At 68.5% G+C, this 13,679-nt stretch carries 17 protein-coding genes and 1 pseudogene; 8 read left to right on the forward strand and 10 right to left on the reverse strand.

Annotated elements, in window-relative coordinates; translation table 11 throughout:
- The first annotated feature begins 61 nt into the window (after nt 1-61).
- Together Pmi06nite_RS19455 and Pmi06nite_RS19460 are read left to right on the forward strand one after the other, a co-directional pair.
- Nucleotides 62-523, forward strand: coding sequence for a hypothetical protein (locus Pmi06nite_RS19455; protein ID WP_203954460.1), 462 nt, complete (start codon nt 62-64; stop codon nt 521-523).
- Between the two features lie 262 nt (nt 524-785).
- The gene (locus Pmi06nite_RS19460; protein ID WP_203954461.1) at nt 786-1,187 is read left to right on the forward strand and encodes a hypothetical protein; all 402 of its coding nucleotides are present in this window, start codon (nt 786-788) and stop codon (nt 1,185-1,187) included.
- An 81-nt stretch (nt 1,188-1,268) separates the two neighbouring features.
- Here the strand turns inward: Pmi06nite_RS19460 and Pmi06nite_RS19465 are convergent, their stop codons facing one another.
- The 3 genes from Pmi06nite_RS19465 to Pmi06nite_RS19475 are packed head-to-tail and all read right to left on the reverse strand — an operon-like array spanning nt 1,269 to nt 2,894.
- Nucleotides 1,269-1,463, reverse strand: coding sequence for a ferredoxin (locus tag Pmi06nite_RS19465; protein WP_308442510.1), 195 nt, complete (start codon nt 1,461-1,463; stop codon nt 1,269-1,271).
- Nucleotides 1,460-2,383, reverse strand: a complete 924-nt coding sequence (locus Pmi06nite_RS19470) for a pyridoxamine 5'-phosphate oxidase family protein (protein ID WP_203954462.1) — start codon at nt 2,381-2,383, stop codon at nt 1,460-1,462. The genes Pmi06nite_RS19465 and Pmi06nite_RS19470 overlap by 4 nt, the downstream gene beginning before the upstream one ends.
- A 58-nt stretch (nt 2,384-2,441) precedes the next feature.
- Nucleotides 2,442-2,894, reverse strand: coding sequence for a VOC family protein (locus Pmi06nite_RS19475; protein WP_203954463.1), 453 nt, complete (start codon nt 2,892-2,894; stop codon nt 2,442-2,444).
- Between the two features lie 139 nt (nt 2,895-3,033).
- Here Pmi06nite_RS19475 and Pmi06nite_RS19480 point away from each other — a divergent pair, with 139 nt between their 5' ends.
- The gene (locus Pmi06nite_RS19480; RefSeq protein ID WP_239114026.1) at nt 3,034-3,627 is read left to right on the forward strand and encodes a CGNR zinc finger domain-containing protein; all 594 of its coding nucleotides are present in this window, start codon (nt 3,034-3,036) and stop codon (nt 3,625-3,627) included.
- Between the two features lie 99 nt (nt 3,628-3,726).
- Here the strand turns inward: Pmi06nite_RS19480 and Pmi06nite_RS19485 are convergent, their stop codons facing one another.
- Nucleotides 3,727-4,122: a VOC family protein gene (locus Pmi06nite_RS19485; RefSeq protein ID WP_203954464.1), complete on the reverse strand. Its 396-nt coding sequence runs from the start codon at nt 4,120-4,122 to the stop codon at nt 3,727-3,729.
- A gap of 100 nt (nt 4,123-4,222) precedes the next feature.
- Between Pmi06nite_RS19485 and Pmi06nite_RS19490 the strand changes: the two genes are divergently transcribed.
- Both Pmi06nite_RS19490 and Pmi06nite_RS19495 read left to right on the forward strand, forming a co-directional pair.
- Nucleotides 4,223-4,609: a winged helix-turn-helix transcriptional regulator gene (locus Pmi06nite_RS19490; protein ID WP_239114027.1), complete on the forward strand. Its 387-nt coding sequence runs from the start codon at nt 4,223-4,225 to the stop codon at nt 4,607-4,609.
- Between the two features lie 112 nt (nt 4,610-4,721).
- Nucleotides 4,722-5,477 carry a sporulation protein gene (locus Pmi06nite_RS19495; protein WP_239114028.1) on the forward strand — a complete coding sequence of 252 codons (756 nt, stop codon included), beginning with the start codon at nt 4,722-4,724 and terminating at the stop codon, nt 5,475-5,477.
- 46 nt (nt 5,478-5,523) lie between these two features.
- Here the strand turns inward: Pmi06nite_RS19495 and Pmi06nite_RS19500 are convergent, their stop codons facing one another.
- Nucleotides 5,524-6,153, reverse strand: a complete 630-nt coding sequence (locus Pmi06nite_RS19500) for a DUF899 domain-containing protein (protein ID WP_203954466.1) — start codon at nt 6,151-6,153, stop codon at nt 5,524-5,526.
- Nucleotides 6,154-6,302: 149 nt separating this feature from the next.
- Nucleotides 6,303-7,097 carry an SDR family NAD(P)-dependent oxidoreductase gene (locus Pmi06nite_RS19505; RefSeq protein ID WP_203954467.1) on the reverse strand — a complete coding sequence of 265 codons (795 nt, stop codon included), beginning with the start codon at nt 7,095-7,097 and terminating at the stop codon, nt 6,303-6,305.
- Between the two features lie 90 nt (nt 7,098-7,187).
- Between Pmi06nite_RS19505 and Pmi06nite_RS19510 the strand changes: the two genes are divergently transcribed.
- Nucleotides 7,188-8,138, forward strand: a complete 951-nt coding sequence (locus tag Pmi06nite_RS19510; RefSeq protein ID WP_203954468.1) for a LysR family transcriptional regulator — start codon at nt 7,188-7,190, stop codon at nt 8,136-8,138.
- 87 nt (nt 8,139-8,225) lie between these two features.
- On the opposite strand, the gene Pmi06nite_RS19515 is transcribed toward Pmi06nite_RS19510, so the two are convergent.
- On the reverse strand, nt 8,226-9,035 hold the full coding sequence (locus Pmi06nite_RS19515) for an MBL fold metallo-hydrolase (protein WP_203954469.1): 810 nt from the start codon (nt 9,033-9,035) through the stop codon (nt 8,226-8,228).
- Nucleotides 9,036-9,173: 138 nt separating this feature from the next.
- Entirely contained in the window at nt 9,174-10,631 is a 1,458-nt protein-coding gene (locus tag Pmi06nite_RS19520; RefSeq protein WP_203954470.1) for an FAD-dependent monooxygenase, read from the reverse strand.
- Nucleotides 10,632-10,727: 96 nt separating this feature from the next.
- On the opposite strand from Pmi06nite_RS19520, the gene Pmi06nite_RS19525 reads away from it, so the two are divergent.
- Together Pmi06nite_RS19525 and Pmi06nite_RS19530 are read left to right on the forward strand one after the other, a co-directional pair.
- Nucleotides 10,728-11,330: a TetR/AcrR family transcriptional regulator gene (locus Pmi06nite_RS19525; protein ID WP_239114029.1), complete on the forward strand. Its 603-nt coding sequence runs from the start codon at nt 10,728-10,730 to the stop codon at nt 11,328-11,330.
- Nucleotides 11,331-11,415: 85 nt separating this feature from the next.
- Complete coding sequence (locus tag Pmi06nite_RS19530; protein WP_239114030.1) at nt 11,416-11,775, forward strand: MmcQ/YjbR family DNA-binding protein; 360 nt, start codon at nt 11,416-11,418, stop codon at nt 11,773-11,775.
- A gap of 43 nt (nt 11,776-11,818) precedes the next feature.
- Here the strand turns inward: Pmi06nite_RS19530 and Pmi06nite_RS19535 are convergent, their stop codons facing one another.
- On the reverse strand, nt 11,819-12,790 hold the full coding sequence (locus Pmi06nite_RS19535) for an acyl-CoA desaturase (protein ID WP_203954472.1): 972 nt from the start codon (nt 12,788-12,790) through the stop codon (nt 11,819-11,821).
- Nucleotides 12,791-12,942: 152 nt separating this feature from the next.
- Nucleotides 12,943-13,436: pseudogene (locus tag Pmi06nite_RS42995) on the reverse strand (ester cyclase).
- Between the last annotated feature and the right edge of the window lie 243 nt (nt 13,437-13,679).

Below are 13,679 nucleotides of genomic sequence, written 5' to 3' on the forward strand. Positions count from 1 at the left end.
GCGGGACTTTGATCATTAACGGAGTGCCCCATATGATTCGATCTTGCTTCCGAAAGGACATATGGTGAACCGAAACGCACTTCGTACCGTTGCCGTGGCGGGCGTCATCGCCGCCACCGCGACCCTCGCATCCCCCGCCAGCGCGAACACCTACATGGTCGGCACCTGCGGATCCGGCTACACCTTGCAGGAGGCGACTCCGACGAGCACAGCCAGCGCCGCCGCGACCGGAGCCGGAATCATCTTCCTTTACTACAGCAGCGCCACCGGCAAGAACTGTGCGATTCTGCGGCGCGATGTGGATTTCATCGCAGCTGAAGGCATGGGCATCACCTTGCGGGTCGACAACGGCCAGAGCGCCACGGATTCGAGCACCCTCTACCGTTCTTTCGCGGGCCCGGTCTACCTCCCCGCGCGTGGGCACTGCGTGAGTGTCAGCGCATGGACCCGCGGATTCTGGAAGGACAGCGCATACCTGTCCGACACCAACACCGGTGGGATCGCCTGGAGTCACTGCGGTTGAGATGACTCGACCGTGATCTTCGCTGCACCCAGGCGTACGGCTCGTCGGCCGTACGCCTGGGCAGGTAGCGGGGCCGGTGCCGGGCCGGCGCCGGGTTATCACCGGCATCGGTCGCCCGCGCATGCGGGGCCGTTCGCCTGAAGAAGATCGTCATCCTGCTCAGCCCCGGCGGGTGGCGCGGCCGGTTCCTGATTCGAGGACGCGATAATCGTCGAGTAGAGGAACGGTGACACCCAAGGAGGCATCCCCCAGCCGGACATCTGTGCCGCCGATCGACGACAGGAAGGCCGGACCCATGGTGCGCACGTACACAGCGCGGATCGTCGAATCAGGCGGCGAGGGGATACGCCTCGAACCCACCGGCGATTCCACAGTCCCGGATCAACCCAACGAGATCAATCTGCTCGGCCTGGCCGTCGCCCTCGCGCTGGGCAGCGCCGGATACGAACATCACCCGGAGCCGCGGAACACGGAGATCCAAACGATCGAGGGGTTGCTGGCCGGTACGGCCACCATGCCGTGGAGGGCCCGGCCCGCTGAGGCCACCCCTGTCAGCGGCGAAGAGGCAGGCGCACCGGAAACCGCGGCCTTCGTCGTTTGCGAGCGTTCGGACGCGGGCGTGTCGAAATGCAAGGTGGAGCACCGGCCTGTCACCACGCGGTAGGTGAGGCGGAACCGGGTGCCGGCAGTGCGCTCATCGCGAGGACCCAAGGCCCTGACGACAGGCGGGGAGGTGTCGCGTCGATCAGACCCAGTCCACGGTGATGGCCTGGACGGGACACGCACGGGCGGCCTGTTCGACCGCGGGACTCATGGCATCGTCAGGTGTGGCGTCGTACACGAGTTCGTCGTCCTCATTGAGGGTGAACACCTCCGGCGCGGCGAACACGCATTGGGCGTGCGTCTCGCACAGTGTCATGTCCACACGGACGCGCATCATGATTCCTTTCCAGCGAGGTGGGATTCCAGCTTTACGGCGGGGTTGAACCGGGAGTATCCGCCGAACGACCAGCGCTCCGGGAGGGCTCCGGTGATATGGACCACCTGGTCGATGTCGAAGTCGATGAGCCGGTGCGCACCGGGTGTCGCCGCCGCCCTGTCCTGGTCCCAGTCGGTACGGGCGCGGCCGGTCAGGTGCAGCGTGTGACCGTTCTCCCAGTCGAGGAAGAGCAGGCCGCAGCGTGGGTCGAGTTCGAGGTTGCCCAGGGTCATGTACATCGAGTTGCCGGTGTAGTCCGGCCACGTCAGCCGCCGGTCGCCGGTCATCGTGACGAACCCGGGGTTTCCACCGCGGTGTGAGGCGTCGGCGCCCAGGCCTGCGGCAAGAGTGGCGACGAAGAACGTGTCGGCGGAGCTGATCCATCGCCGATGGGCCGGGGTCGGCTCGCGGGTGACATATGTCGACGTGTTCGCCGTTCGGGCGTCGGTCTCCATGACCGTGCGCGTCTGGATGTACTTCGGGCAGTTCGAGTACACCTGCTCGGTATGGATCCAAAGCCGGTCACCGTCTGTGTGCGCTCTGCCGTTGACCCGCATCCGCCTGCGACTGGCCTGCTCGATGGCGAGCATGCCGATGTCCGCTTCGGTGGTGAACCGCCCGGCGAGCGGATCGCCCGCACCGGGCAACCGGTCGGCGACGATGGTGCGGTCGTCGGGTGTGGTGATGAAACCGGGCGGGCCTGTGAGCACACTGGCCCATACGGTGCCGTCGTCGACGGCGGCAGCGATCACCAACATGCGCTGCAGATTGAGGAACTCGGCGGCCACCGGCGGAATGACCGTGCCCACACCGGCCGACCCGTGGCCCCCGATCGTGACGCCGGCACGGCGCTGCACCGCGCGTTCGCCTGGATGGAACATGGGAACTCCTTACGGACGGCCGGACCACGCGGCGCGGCCCGGCCCGGCGAGCGGATTGTTAGAAGAAACCGCAGGTCGGCGCGCCCTGTGTGGGCGCGGGCGCGAGCCCTGTCGCGGCCGGGGCAAAGATCTCCAGACGGATGCCGTCCGGATCGGTGAAGAACACTCCACCCGAGGTCGCGGCTTCGCCGTGCGCGACGATGCCGTCGTAGATCAGTTCAGCGCCGATCTCGCGCAGTGTGGCCTCGGCCCGATGCACCGCTTCCAGGTCGGGGACCTGGAAGGCCAGGTGATGAAGTCCGGGCCGGCCGGTGGCGAACGTGCCACCGCTCTGCTCCCACAACGTGACCGTCGGCGTACCTGCCACACCGAGGAAGGCGAACTTACGGTCGCCGTCGCTCTGCTGTCCGATGATCTCGAAACCGAAGACCTGCCGGTAGAAGGTGATCGAACGAGCCAGATCGGTCACGTTCAACCCGACATGGCCGGTGTGCAAGCTAGCGATACCCATGGGGAAACCTCCGGGGATTCAAGTGATCGTCGCGAGGCAGGCACCACCGCCTTCACATCTTCTAACGGTTGATGCGCCTCCATACCGCTAGATAATGCCACACTTCTCATGGAGTCAATAGCCGAGTACCATTAGAAAAGTGGATGTGGCAGACCTCATCGATGGCGGAGCCCCCATCCTGGGGGAGCCGTTGCCGCTCGAACTCGGCAATACCGCATACGCGGTGCGAGGCCGCCCCCGGGATGGCCTGCAGACCGCCGAGCACCTCGCCGCCTGGCTGCGCGACGTGCGAACACGCCTGGAGCTTCGCCTCACGGACGCCGACCTGCTCGCCGTGACCGACGACGACGCGGTCTCCGGCAGGGAACTCCGCGACGCCATCCGGCTACTCGCGGTCGCGGCCGCGGCAGGTCAGAGCGCCGACCCCGGCGCGGTCGAGACGCTCAACCGTCATGCCCGGAAGACCCCGCGCTGGCACGAACTGCGCATCGCCCCCGAACCGCTCGTCACGGTGGGCACGGCGGGCCGGCCCGTCGCGGCCGTTCTCGCCATGATCGCCGAAGAGGCGATGCACCTGTTCGCCGGGCCGCTGCGCCTCGAGGTATGCGCCTGCCAGGGACCTGGATGCGTGCTGCACTTCGTCCGCGACACACCACGGCGGGAGTGGTGCTCGCCCGGCTGCGGCAACCGCGCACGGGCCGCCCGCCACTACGCCAAGGTACGGAAACCCTGAGCCGACACGGCCGTGCACGAAGATGGCCACCCCCGAGCCGGATCGCGCAGGCCCCGCCCAGTCGGTTGTCGTCCGCCTCCGGCCGCGAGAGGAAGGAAGTCACACCGCCGGGGGCAGGTGACGGTCTCCCACGATGCGCTGGACGAGATCGGGCATCCATTCCACGTACTCGATCTCGGCGCCGTCCGCGTGCCGGGCGTAGAGGAATCTTCCGGTCTCGGTCGTGGTCTCGGGAACGGTGATCCAGGCCCCGCCCGCCACGACCAGCCGGGAGGTCTCGTCAAGGTCGGAGACGACCACAGTCGCGGAGGCCGGATACTTGGCCCGTTCCTCCGCCGGCACGTCGATGACCAGGAAGTGCCCGACAGCGGCGGCCTTGACGTTGTCGAACGCGAAATAGATGTCCGGCTCCGCACCGACCAACTGCCGCAGGACGGGCAGGGCCTGATCCAGGTCGTCCACCCAGAGGCGGGCGTAGGTCCTGAGGACGCTCATCGATTACTCCATGAGGTTTGATGGCATTTCATACCTTTACGGTAGATAAATGAGTTTCAGTCCGGAAGAACGCACTTTTGGGTGAGAGAGGAACCTCGAGGTGACCAAGCAGATGAGCGACAGCATGGAGCCCGCCGAGGTGAAGCGGACCGAAGCACTGTCAGCCGAGATCTTCACCAACATCGCCAACAAGTGGGCGCTGCTGATCATCAACACGCTCGGCGAGGGCACCATGCGCTTCACCGAACTGTGCGCCGCCGTCGAGGGCGTCAGTCACAAGATGCTCGCGCAGACCCTTCGCATCCTGGAACGCGACGGCGTGGTGAACCGTCTCGTGCATCCGACGGTGCCGCCCCGAGTCGACTACAGCCTCACCGACGCCGGACTCATGCTGCGTACGACGGTCAACGCCATGTGCGTATGGACCCGGCAGCACGTTCACCACATCGACCAGGCCCGTCAGCGCTTCGACGAGCGCCAGGTCTGACCCTCGTCCACGGTCACGCAGGAGACCTGAAGGATGCCGGAACCCGACCGTGGCGTCGTCCGTTGATCGCGGCGAGAAGCCAAGTGAGGGGTGAATGGTGTTCCGGACGTTGATGACCGCATTCGGGGCCGGTGTCGAGGTGGACACGGTGCTGAGCACACCGCAGGTACGCCCGGGTGGGCTCCTGCAAGGCGAGGTCCGTTTCAAGGGAGGCTCCGCCGACCACAAGGTCGACGAGATCACCATCGACTTCACCGCCGTCGTGGAGGTCGAGCACGGCGACAGCGAGCATCACGCCACCTACACCTTCCTGAGATCCCGCGTCTCCGGTCCGTTCGAGCTCAGGTCCGGCGAGGCTCGGGCGCTTCCGTTCTCGATCCCCGTGCCGTGGGAGACGCCTCTCAGCGCGATCGGCGGGCGTCCGCTGCCGGGGATGCGGCTCGGGGTGGCCACCGAACTCGCACTCGCCGGGGCCCTCGACAAGGGCGACCTCGACCCGCTGTACGTCGAGCCCCTGCCGGAGCAGGGGCACCTGCTCGCCGCCCTTGACCGGATGGGCTTCCACTTCGGCCGCGCCGACCTGGAGAAGGGCACGCTGCGCGGCTCGTCGATGCCCTTCTACCAGGAGATCGAATATCACGCGGGCCCGGAATGGCGCCGTCACTTCAACCAGCTCGAGCTGACGTTCATCGCCGGGCCGTCCTCGATGGACGTGGCCCTCGAGGCCGACACGCGGGGCGGCTTCCTGACCTCCGGCCACGACGTCTACAACCGGTTCACGGTCCGGTACGGCGACCACCCGGGAGGGGTGGAGCAGTCGTTGCGCGACGGCCTCGCCGCCATGGCCCGCCGCCGCGGCTGGTTCTGACCGAACGGCCGTCTACTCGATCACCGGCTCAACGCCGCAGCCCCCATCATCCGTACGTGGGGCGCTGCGGCCAGCCGGGCGGGGAGTCCTCCCAGTCCTCCTGCCTGCCGTACGGCGTCAGGTCGAAGATGCTGTTGGCGAAGACGAGCCGATCCACCCCGCGCGAGGTGGTGTTGTACGTCCGGTAGACGTCCTCGCCGTCGCGGAGGAACACACTGAGCATGAAGCCGCGGCCTGCGCCGCAGTCGTCCGCGAACGACGTGCCGTGCGACGACACGAACGGCAGCGTCCAGCCCATCCGCGCCTTGTACGCCTCGATCTGGGCGAGCGGCATGTTCGACACGGTCACCCACGTGATCCCGCGCTCGGCCAGCCCGGCCACCCCGCCCACGGGGACGTTGTTCGTCAACCAGGTGCAGCCGGGGCAGTAGTGGTCGGGCCCGTTGTCCATGAACTGATAGACGACCAGCTGTCCCCGGCCTTCGAACAGGTCGAGCAGGCTCTTCGTGCCGCTGGGCGTGTCGAACGCGTACCCGTCGGCGAACTTGACCATCGGGAGGCGGCGACGCCGCGCGGCGAGCGCGTCCTGAGCCCGGGTGACTTCCTTCTCGGCCTTGAGCAGCTCGTCGCGGGCCTGCTCCCACTCCTCGGCCGAAACGATCGTTGGCTTCTCCATGCGCCGATTGTCCCTGTGGAGACCGACAAAATCCCGCCGACGCGATTGCCCGCGCTGAAGCCTCCCCGCGGACACCGCGTGGGGGGCGGCGGGATTTCGGACCCCGCGGCGGTCGACCCACGGTTACACGAGGCGGGTTGTCCCGAGGGTCAGCCGTTCGCCAGCAACTTTCCCGTCAGTTCGCTGAGACGCCGACGGTAGTCCGGGTCATAGGCCTCCTCGGAGGCACGCGCCTCCTTCTCGCCGTCGAAGTAGCGGCCGGTGACCTCGGCCAGTTCGGGCGCTTCCACCAGACGCCGGGTGGCCGCCACCCCCTTCTCCAGGGAGTCGACGATCTCCATGCCGGATCTCCGGGACATGGCCGTCGGCATGTACGTCGCGGGATGGACACTGTTCACCGTGACGCCGCTCCCGTCGAGTTCCTCGGCCAGATCGCGGGTGTGGCAGATGAGTGCGAGCTTGGAGCGGCAGTAGGCGGCGACGTCGGTGTATCCGCGTTCGAGTTGCGGATCGTCGAACTCGATCGGCTGCTGGCCGATCGAGGCGACGTTGACGATCCGGGCGGGTGCGGCTCGACGGAGCAGGGGAAGCAGTTCCCGGGTGAGCAGCACAGGCGCGAGATAGTTGACCGCGAGGCGCAACTCATGCCCGTCGGCCGACGACTGCCGGGCGGATCCTTCGACGTGGAAACCGATGCCGGCGTTGTTGACGAGGACGTCCAGCCGGTCGTGCGATTCGGCGATCTCCGCGGCGAGACGCCGTACGTCGGCGAGGGACGAGAAATCGGCCGTAAACGTTTCGCCTCCGGTGGCTTCGGCGACCTCGGCGAGTCGGCGGGCGTCTCGTCCGTGCAGCAGCAACCGGTGCCGCCCCTCGGCGGCGAGGTCCTCCGCCAGCGCACGGCCGAGTCCGTCCGAGGCGCCGGTGATGAGAATCAGTGCCATGTGTTCCGCTCTTTCCGGTAGATGGGTTGAGTACGTGGCAGGACGGATCGTAGGCCGCCCATACATAGGAAAACCAATAGTGTTAGCTCTATGAGCCATAGGCATGCTGATACCTCGGCCACTCCCCTGGGCGATGGGGCAGATGGTGGGCCGCTGGACCTGATGTTGCTGCGGACGTTCCTCGCCGTGCACCGCGCGGGTTCCTTCACCGCGGCGGGCGCACTGCTGGGGCTGTCCCAGCCGACGGTGACGAGCCAGATACGCGCTCTGGAGGCACAGCTCGATCGCCGGCTGTTCGAGCGACTGCCCCGGGGCGTGGTCGCCACGTCAGTGGCCGACGACCTGGCCGTGCAGGTCGCGGGGCCTCTGGACGAACTGGCCGTGGTGGCCGGACGAGGCCGCCCGGGCGGTGTGTCCTCCGAGCCGGTGCATCTCGGGGGACCGGCCGAGGTGCTGAGCGTCCGGGTCCTGCCCGCCCTGGCCCCACTGGTCGAGCAGGGTCTGCGACTGCGGGTCACCACCGGCCTCGCGGAGGACCTGCTCGACGGGCTGCGCGCGGGGCGTTTCGACCTGGTCCTGTCCGCGATCCGCCCACGCGGGCGCTCCGTGATCGCCGTGCCGCTCATGGACGAGGAGTTCGTGCTGGTGGCCGCGCCTGTATGGGCCGACAGGATCGGTCCCGTCGGCTGCGATGACGCCGGCCCCCTGAACGGCGCCCCGCTGGTCGCCTACGCGGAGGACCTGCCCATCGTCCGCCGGTATTGGCGCCACGTCTTCCACGCGCGTCTGACCAGGTCGCCCGCCGTGGTCGTCCCCGACCTGCGTGGAGTGCTGGCGGCCGTCGTGGCCGGAGCCGGAGTCACCGTGCTCCCCCGCTATCTCTGTGCCCGTGAACTAGGCACCGGCGAACTCGTGGCACTCCTCGACCCCGACGACCCGCCCATCAACACCGGCTTCCTCGCGCAGCGCCCGGGCGCGCCCGAACGCCGCCATGTCACTCTCGTCCGCGACCGACTGCTTCGTGCGGCCCGGTCCTGGTGAGCGTGCGCGCGGTCCCATTGCGCCCACCGGCTGCGGCACATCCGCTTCCAGGCGACTGCTGACAGTCGTCCGCCGTCGGTCCGAAGGTCAGGGCGCCAGCGCCGTCCACTCACCGTGATCGGCGCCGCGCAGGCGGGAGGTGAGCCCGGCGTCGTCGAAGGCCCGATCGATCTCGGCGCGTCCCTCGGAGAAATGAGCCCACCCGTCGTAATGCGCGGGAATGACGATGGGCGCGTCCAGGACGGCCGCGGCCGCGGCGGCACGCTCGCTGGTGAGCGTGAGAGGCCGGCCGCGTTCCTTCGCGGGCACCCGTGCCCCACCGATGAAGAGGACGGCCACATCGACGGCGCCCACCCGGCGGGCGATCTCGGCGACCGCTCCCATCGACGCGTTGTCACCGCTGACGTACACGGTGGGGAGGTCCTGGCCCGACAGCAGAAACCCGGTGACCTCGCAGTTCACATGACCGTCCTCGTCGCGGTCGCCGTCCTCCGGACCATGTACGGCAGGCAGGGCCTGGACCTTCAGGAGTCCCCCGCCGTCGGCCCGCGGGAGTTCATGGGTGGTCCAGGGAGCGAGCCCGACGGCGGGCGGGCCAAGCCTCCGGGCGCTCACGGGCCCGGTCAGCAGCACCGGTGCGGCCAGGGCGAACGCCCGGCCACCCTCGTCGAGGTTGTCCGGATGGAGGTCGTGGCTGACCAGCGCGGCGTCCACCGGGCCTACGTCCGCCTCGCATGCGGCGGGGCCGGTGAGTTTGGTCAGGTACGACTTCTGCCCCGGGTCGTCGAAGGTGGGGTCCGCGATGATCCGCAAGCCGCCGATGTCGATCACCGTCGTGGGCCCACCGAGCACGGTGACGGCGCACTTCTGCCGTGCCGGCCCGATTCGATCTGCCATAACGGCTCCTCCCAAGCTGACAGGACCTCTATATGACGCTCGTACGCCGCCATATATGCCCTGGCCACAGCTGCCGGCGTTGTCACACGATCGGTCACGCCGATCGCTCGGCGGCTGTGCTCCGACGGTGGTCGACGCTCAGTGCGTCGCCGGGAACCACGTCTGGAGTGCCTGCCGGAGCGCCGCAGGCTGGAGGTCCTCGCCCGGTGCGGCGGCCCAGGCGATCACGCCGTCCGGCCGGAGCAGGACGGCGGCGAGCCGCTCGTCGCCCAGCCCGTCGATCTGGACGGCGTCGACCCTGCCACCGGTGTCGATCTGCTTCGCCTGAGGGTGCAGCAAGAGCGGACGTCCGCCGGCGGCGACTTGGTCCAGTGAGACGATGCCGTCGATGGTCAACGGCGGACAGTGCGCGCCGACTGCCGGGTGCCCGGCCGGGTGGGGCAGCGGGTAACGGTGTGCGACGCCGGACAGCAGCCGACTGAGATGGCGGTTGACCTCCGGCAGGTCCATAAGGTCGCTGATGATGTCACGCAGCGCGTCGACGTGCGGGCCCGGCGCCAGCAGCGCCGACTGCGCCCGCGTGTTGTGCAGGACGGCGGCGCCGACCGGGTGCCGCTCGCTGGTGTAGGTGTCCAGCAATGAGTCGGGCGCCTCGCCGCGGACGGTCGCGGCGAGCTTCCAGCCCAGGTTCATCGCGTCCATGAGCCCGAGGTTGAGCCCTTGCCCGCCGTTGGGCGAGTGCACATGGGCGGCGTCGCCGGCCAGCAGGGTGCGCCCGCGCCGGTAGGTCTCGGCCTGACGAGCCTGGTCGGTGAAACGCAGCCCGCCGTGGAACGAGACGAACTCGACGTCGGCCCCCGCGACGCGGCGGACGCTGTCGCGGACCTCATCGGCGGAGAGCAGCGCCGAACGGCCGGGGGCGGTGTCGGCGAAGTCGAAGGTGGCGATCAGGCCGTCGTCGTGGAACAGCGTGCCGCCGGCCAGCCTGCCGGGTGGTGGCAGCAGGTCACGGTCGCGTATCTCGGCGTGGGCGTAGCGGACGGTCATCAGTGGCGGGGTGCCCGGGAACCCGAAGCCGGCGAGCGTGCGAACGGCGCTGTGCCCGCCGTCGCAGCCGACTGCAAAGGCTGCGGTGAACCGACGGCTGCCGGTCGAGGTCTCGACGGTGAGGTCGACCTCGTCCGGCCCCTCCTGCCGGCCCGTAACCGTGCAACCGTGGTGCACCCGAACGCCGAGGCCCTGTAGATGCTCGCGCAGCAGCCGCTCCAGCGCGGGCTGCTCGATCAGCGCGCCACGTCGACCCGGGTCGGCGGCATCCTGCTGGATCTTGTGGATCCATGCGAAGTGCGTCTTGGTGGTGCCGTGGTCGCGGGCCAGCGCCCGCAGGCCGCGCTCGTGCTCACGGTGGAGGTCCGCCCCGAGCCCCCGGCGGCGCAGCGCCTCAGCCGCAAGCACCCCGATGCCGCGAGCCTTGGGCTGCTCGGCCGGGGAGTCGAGGCGCTCCAGCACGATCGGCCGTACCCCGGCGAGCGCGAGTTCGGCGGCGAGCAGCAAGCCCACCGGGCCCGCCCCGACCACGACAACGTCGGCGTCCATGATCACATCCTTACAAAACAAGACGAGACCGTCTCGTCTTGTTGGACAATAGCGAGACGAGACGGTCTCGTCTAGGCACGGCGTAGGATGACCTTCGTGACCGGCGTTCCCTCCCAGGCCAAGCGACAGGCGATCCTCGAGGCGGCCACCGCGGCGTTCCTGCGCTCGGGGTACGCGGCGAGCGTCGACGACATCGCGGCCACTGCCGGCGTCGGCAAGCAGACCGTCTACCGCCACTTCGGCGACAAACAGGCGCTCTTCCTTGCGGCATTGGCCGCCGCCCGCGGGGCGGGCGAGGGCCGATCGAAGGCGGCCCCTCCGGACACCGGCGACCCGGCGAAGGACCTGACCCGGATGGGCGAGCAGATCCTCGTCGTGGCGCTGTCACCGACGGTGGCCGCGCTGCACCGCCTCACCATCGCCGAGATCGGCAACCACCCCGAACTGAGCCGTCACTGGGGCGACACAGCCGCCCCCTACCTCGACGAGGAATTGACCGGTTACCTGCACCGCTGCCACGACGCAGGCGTGCTGGACGTGCCCGACCCGGCCCGCACCGCCCGGCAATTCGCCTACCTGCTGATCACCGAGGGGCGGATGGCCGGCGCCTACGGCACAAAGCCGCTCACCGCCGGGCATCGCCACACCATCGCAGCCGAAACCGCCGACCTCATCGTGCGAGCCCACCGCCCGTCCTGATCGGTCAATGGGCTGCGGGCAATCGAGATCCATGAGACGAACGTGATGTCGTACTCACGACCGGACTGAAAGGGATGGTGGCCAGGTGGATGACGAAGACGTCATGGCGCGGCTACGGCGCATCTGTCTGTCTTTGCCGGAGGCGGTCGAGAAGCCGTTCGGAGGGCACACGGCGCCGTCGTTCCGGGTACGCGACAAGCTTTTCCTGATGACCGGCGAGGACGGCGGTTCCATGACGTTCAAGGCGGGTCCGGGTGTACAGGAGGCTCTGGTCTCCGCGGATCCCGAGCGCTTCTTCGTCCCGGCATACGTGGGAGCCAAGGGCTGGGTGGGGGCCCGGCTCGACGTCGAACAGGACTGGGACGAGATCGCCGGGCTGGTCGAAGACAGTTACCGGTTGATCGCGCCGAAGCGGCTCGTCGCGCTGATCAACCGCCCGGTGTGAGGCCGACCACGGCTCCGGCGCGGGTCTGAAGATCGATATCCGATCATCCGTCTCGTGCCTGCTCGCCGCGCGCGAGGCGGGCGAGCCGGGCCGGCGTCGGCCACCGCACGTCGTGGACGAGACCGAGCTTTTCGAAGATCCTGATGAGCCGGGCCGATATGTCGATCTGGCCGGGCCGTACACCGTGCCGGGCGGACGTCGGGTCGGCGTGGTGCAGGTTGTGCCAGGACTCGCCCATGCTCAGGATCGCCAGTGGCCAGAAGTTCGCCGACCTGTCGCGCGTGGTGAAGGGCCGGTCGCCGATCATGTGGCAGATCGAGTTGACCGACCAGGTGACGTGGTGGAGCAACGCGACTCGGACCAGACCGGCCCAGAAGAAGGCGGTCACCGCCCCCCACCACGTCCAGGTGAGCAGGCCGCCGAGGACGGCAGGCAGGATCATCGTGGCGGCGGTCAGCGGACCGAACAGCCGGTGGACCAGGCGAATGTCCCGGTCGGTCAGCAGGTCGGGGATGAACCGCTGCTGGTTGGTCAGGTCACGGTCGAGTACCCAGCCCATGTGGGCGTGCCAGAAGCCACGCGCCAACGCTGCCGGGGAGGTGCCGAACAGCCATGGTGAGTGCGGGTCGCCCTCCTTGTCGGCGAAGGCGTGGTGGCGTCGGTGGTCGGCGACCCAGTGCAGGATCGGGCCCTGCACCGCCATGCTGCCGACCACCGCCAGCGCGATCCGGAGGCCGCGGCGGGACTTGAAGGCGCCATGGGTGAAGTAGCGGTGGAAGCCGACCGTCACGCCGAGGCACGTCGCCGTGTAGAAGAACGCGGCGAGGATGACGTCGACCCAGCCGAGTCCCCACCCCCAGGCGACCGGCACGGCCACCAGCACCGCCAGCAGCGGCACCGCGACGAAAGCGTAGACCCCCACCTGTGCCGGGAGCGGACGCCTGCCGTCGAAGATCGGTTTCGGACCGGGCGCGGTCCCCTCGGAGAACAGTGGCTGGGCAACGACCTCGGCCATAAACGTCACCTTTGCTCCGCAGCGGTTATGGCAGACCATAGCCCGCCGGAGCGTCCGGCACTCCGCCGCCGGACGAACCCTGGCGGGTCAGCACATGAACGCACCGCACAGCCAGACCTATCGTCCGAACGATAGTCGACTCCGGCAGATGCTCACGCCCCCGTCGATGGGTGATCGTCGAAGACGATCTCGCCACCAAGCTGGCTGTACAGCTCCAGTTGGTCGTAGTAGATCCGATGAGTGATGATCTTGTCGTTGCCGACGGAGCAGGTGCTGGTGCCGCGAACGGCGACGGGACGGCCGGTTCCGTCCAGCACACCCCCGCCGGGCAGCAGGAAAGGCCCTTCGTGCGTGCCGGTGAGCACCCATTCGGTCACCACGGGATCGGCGCAGGACACCATGTGCCAGACCGTCATGCGCAGGTCGGGGACCCTTTGAAGACCTCCTCGTAGAACGAGGCGATCTGGTCATGTCCTTCCGCGACACCGCTCGGAGTGACCAGGACCCCGTCCCGGCTGTGACACTGAAGAACACGATCCAGATCGTGGGCGTTGAAGGCCGCGAGCAGCTTGTCCTTGAGCGCACGAGCGTCCGGCATGAGCGTCACCACCTCCTGAGGTTTCCTTCCGGCGAACAGACGCCTCATCGCGTCGCCGGCCCTCTTCGCCGGAACCGGCGCCGTGACGGCGTCGGCCCCGGCGGCGGTCCGGGCACCGCGTGTCAGCTGAGCTTGCCGGGATGGAGGACGACCTTGGTCCAGCCGAGATCCCGCCGGTCGAAATGCTCGTAACCCCGCGGCGCGTCGTCCAGGTCCAGTTCGTGCGAGACGACCCAGGACGGCCGGCCCTTCCCCTCGTGGATGAGCGTCATGAGCGCCCGGTTGTAGCCC

Source organism: Planotetraspora mira (genome assembly GCF_016863275.1).
Lineage (GTDB): Bacteria > Actinomycetota > Actinomycetes > Streptosporangiales > Streptosporangiaceae > Planotetraspora > Planotetraspora mira.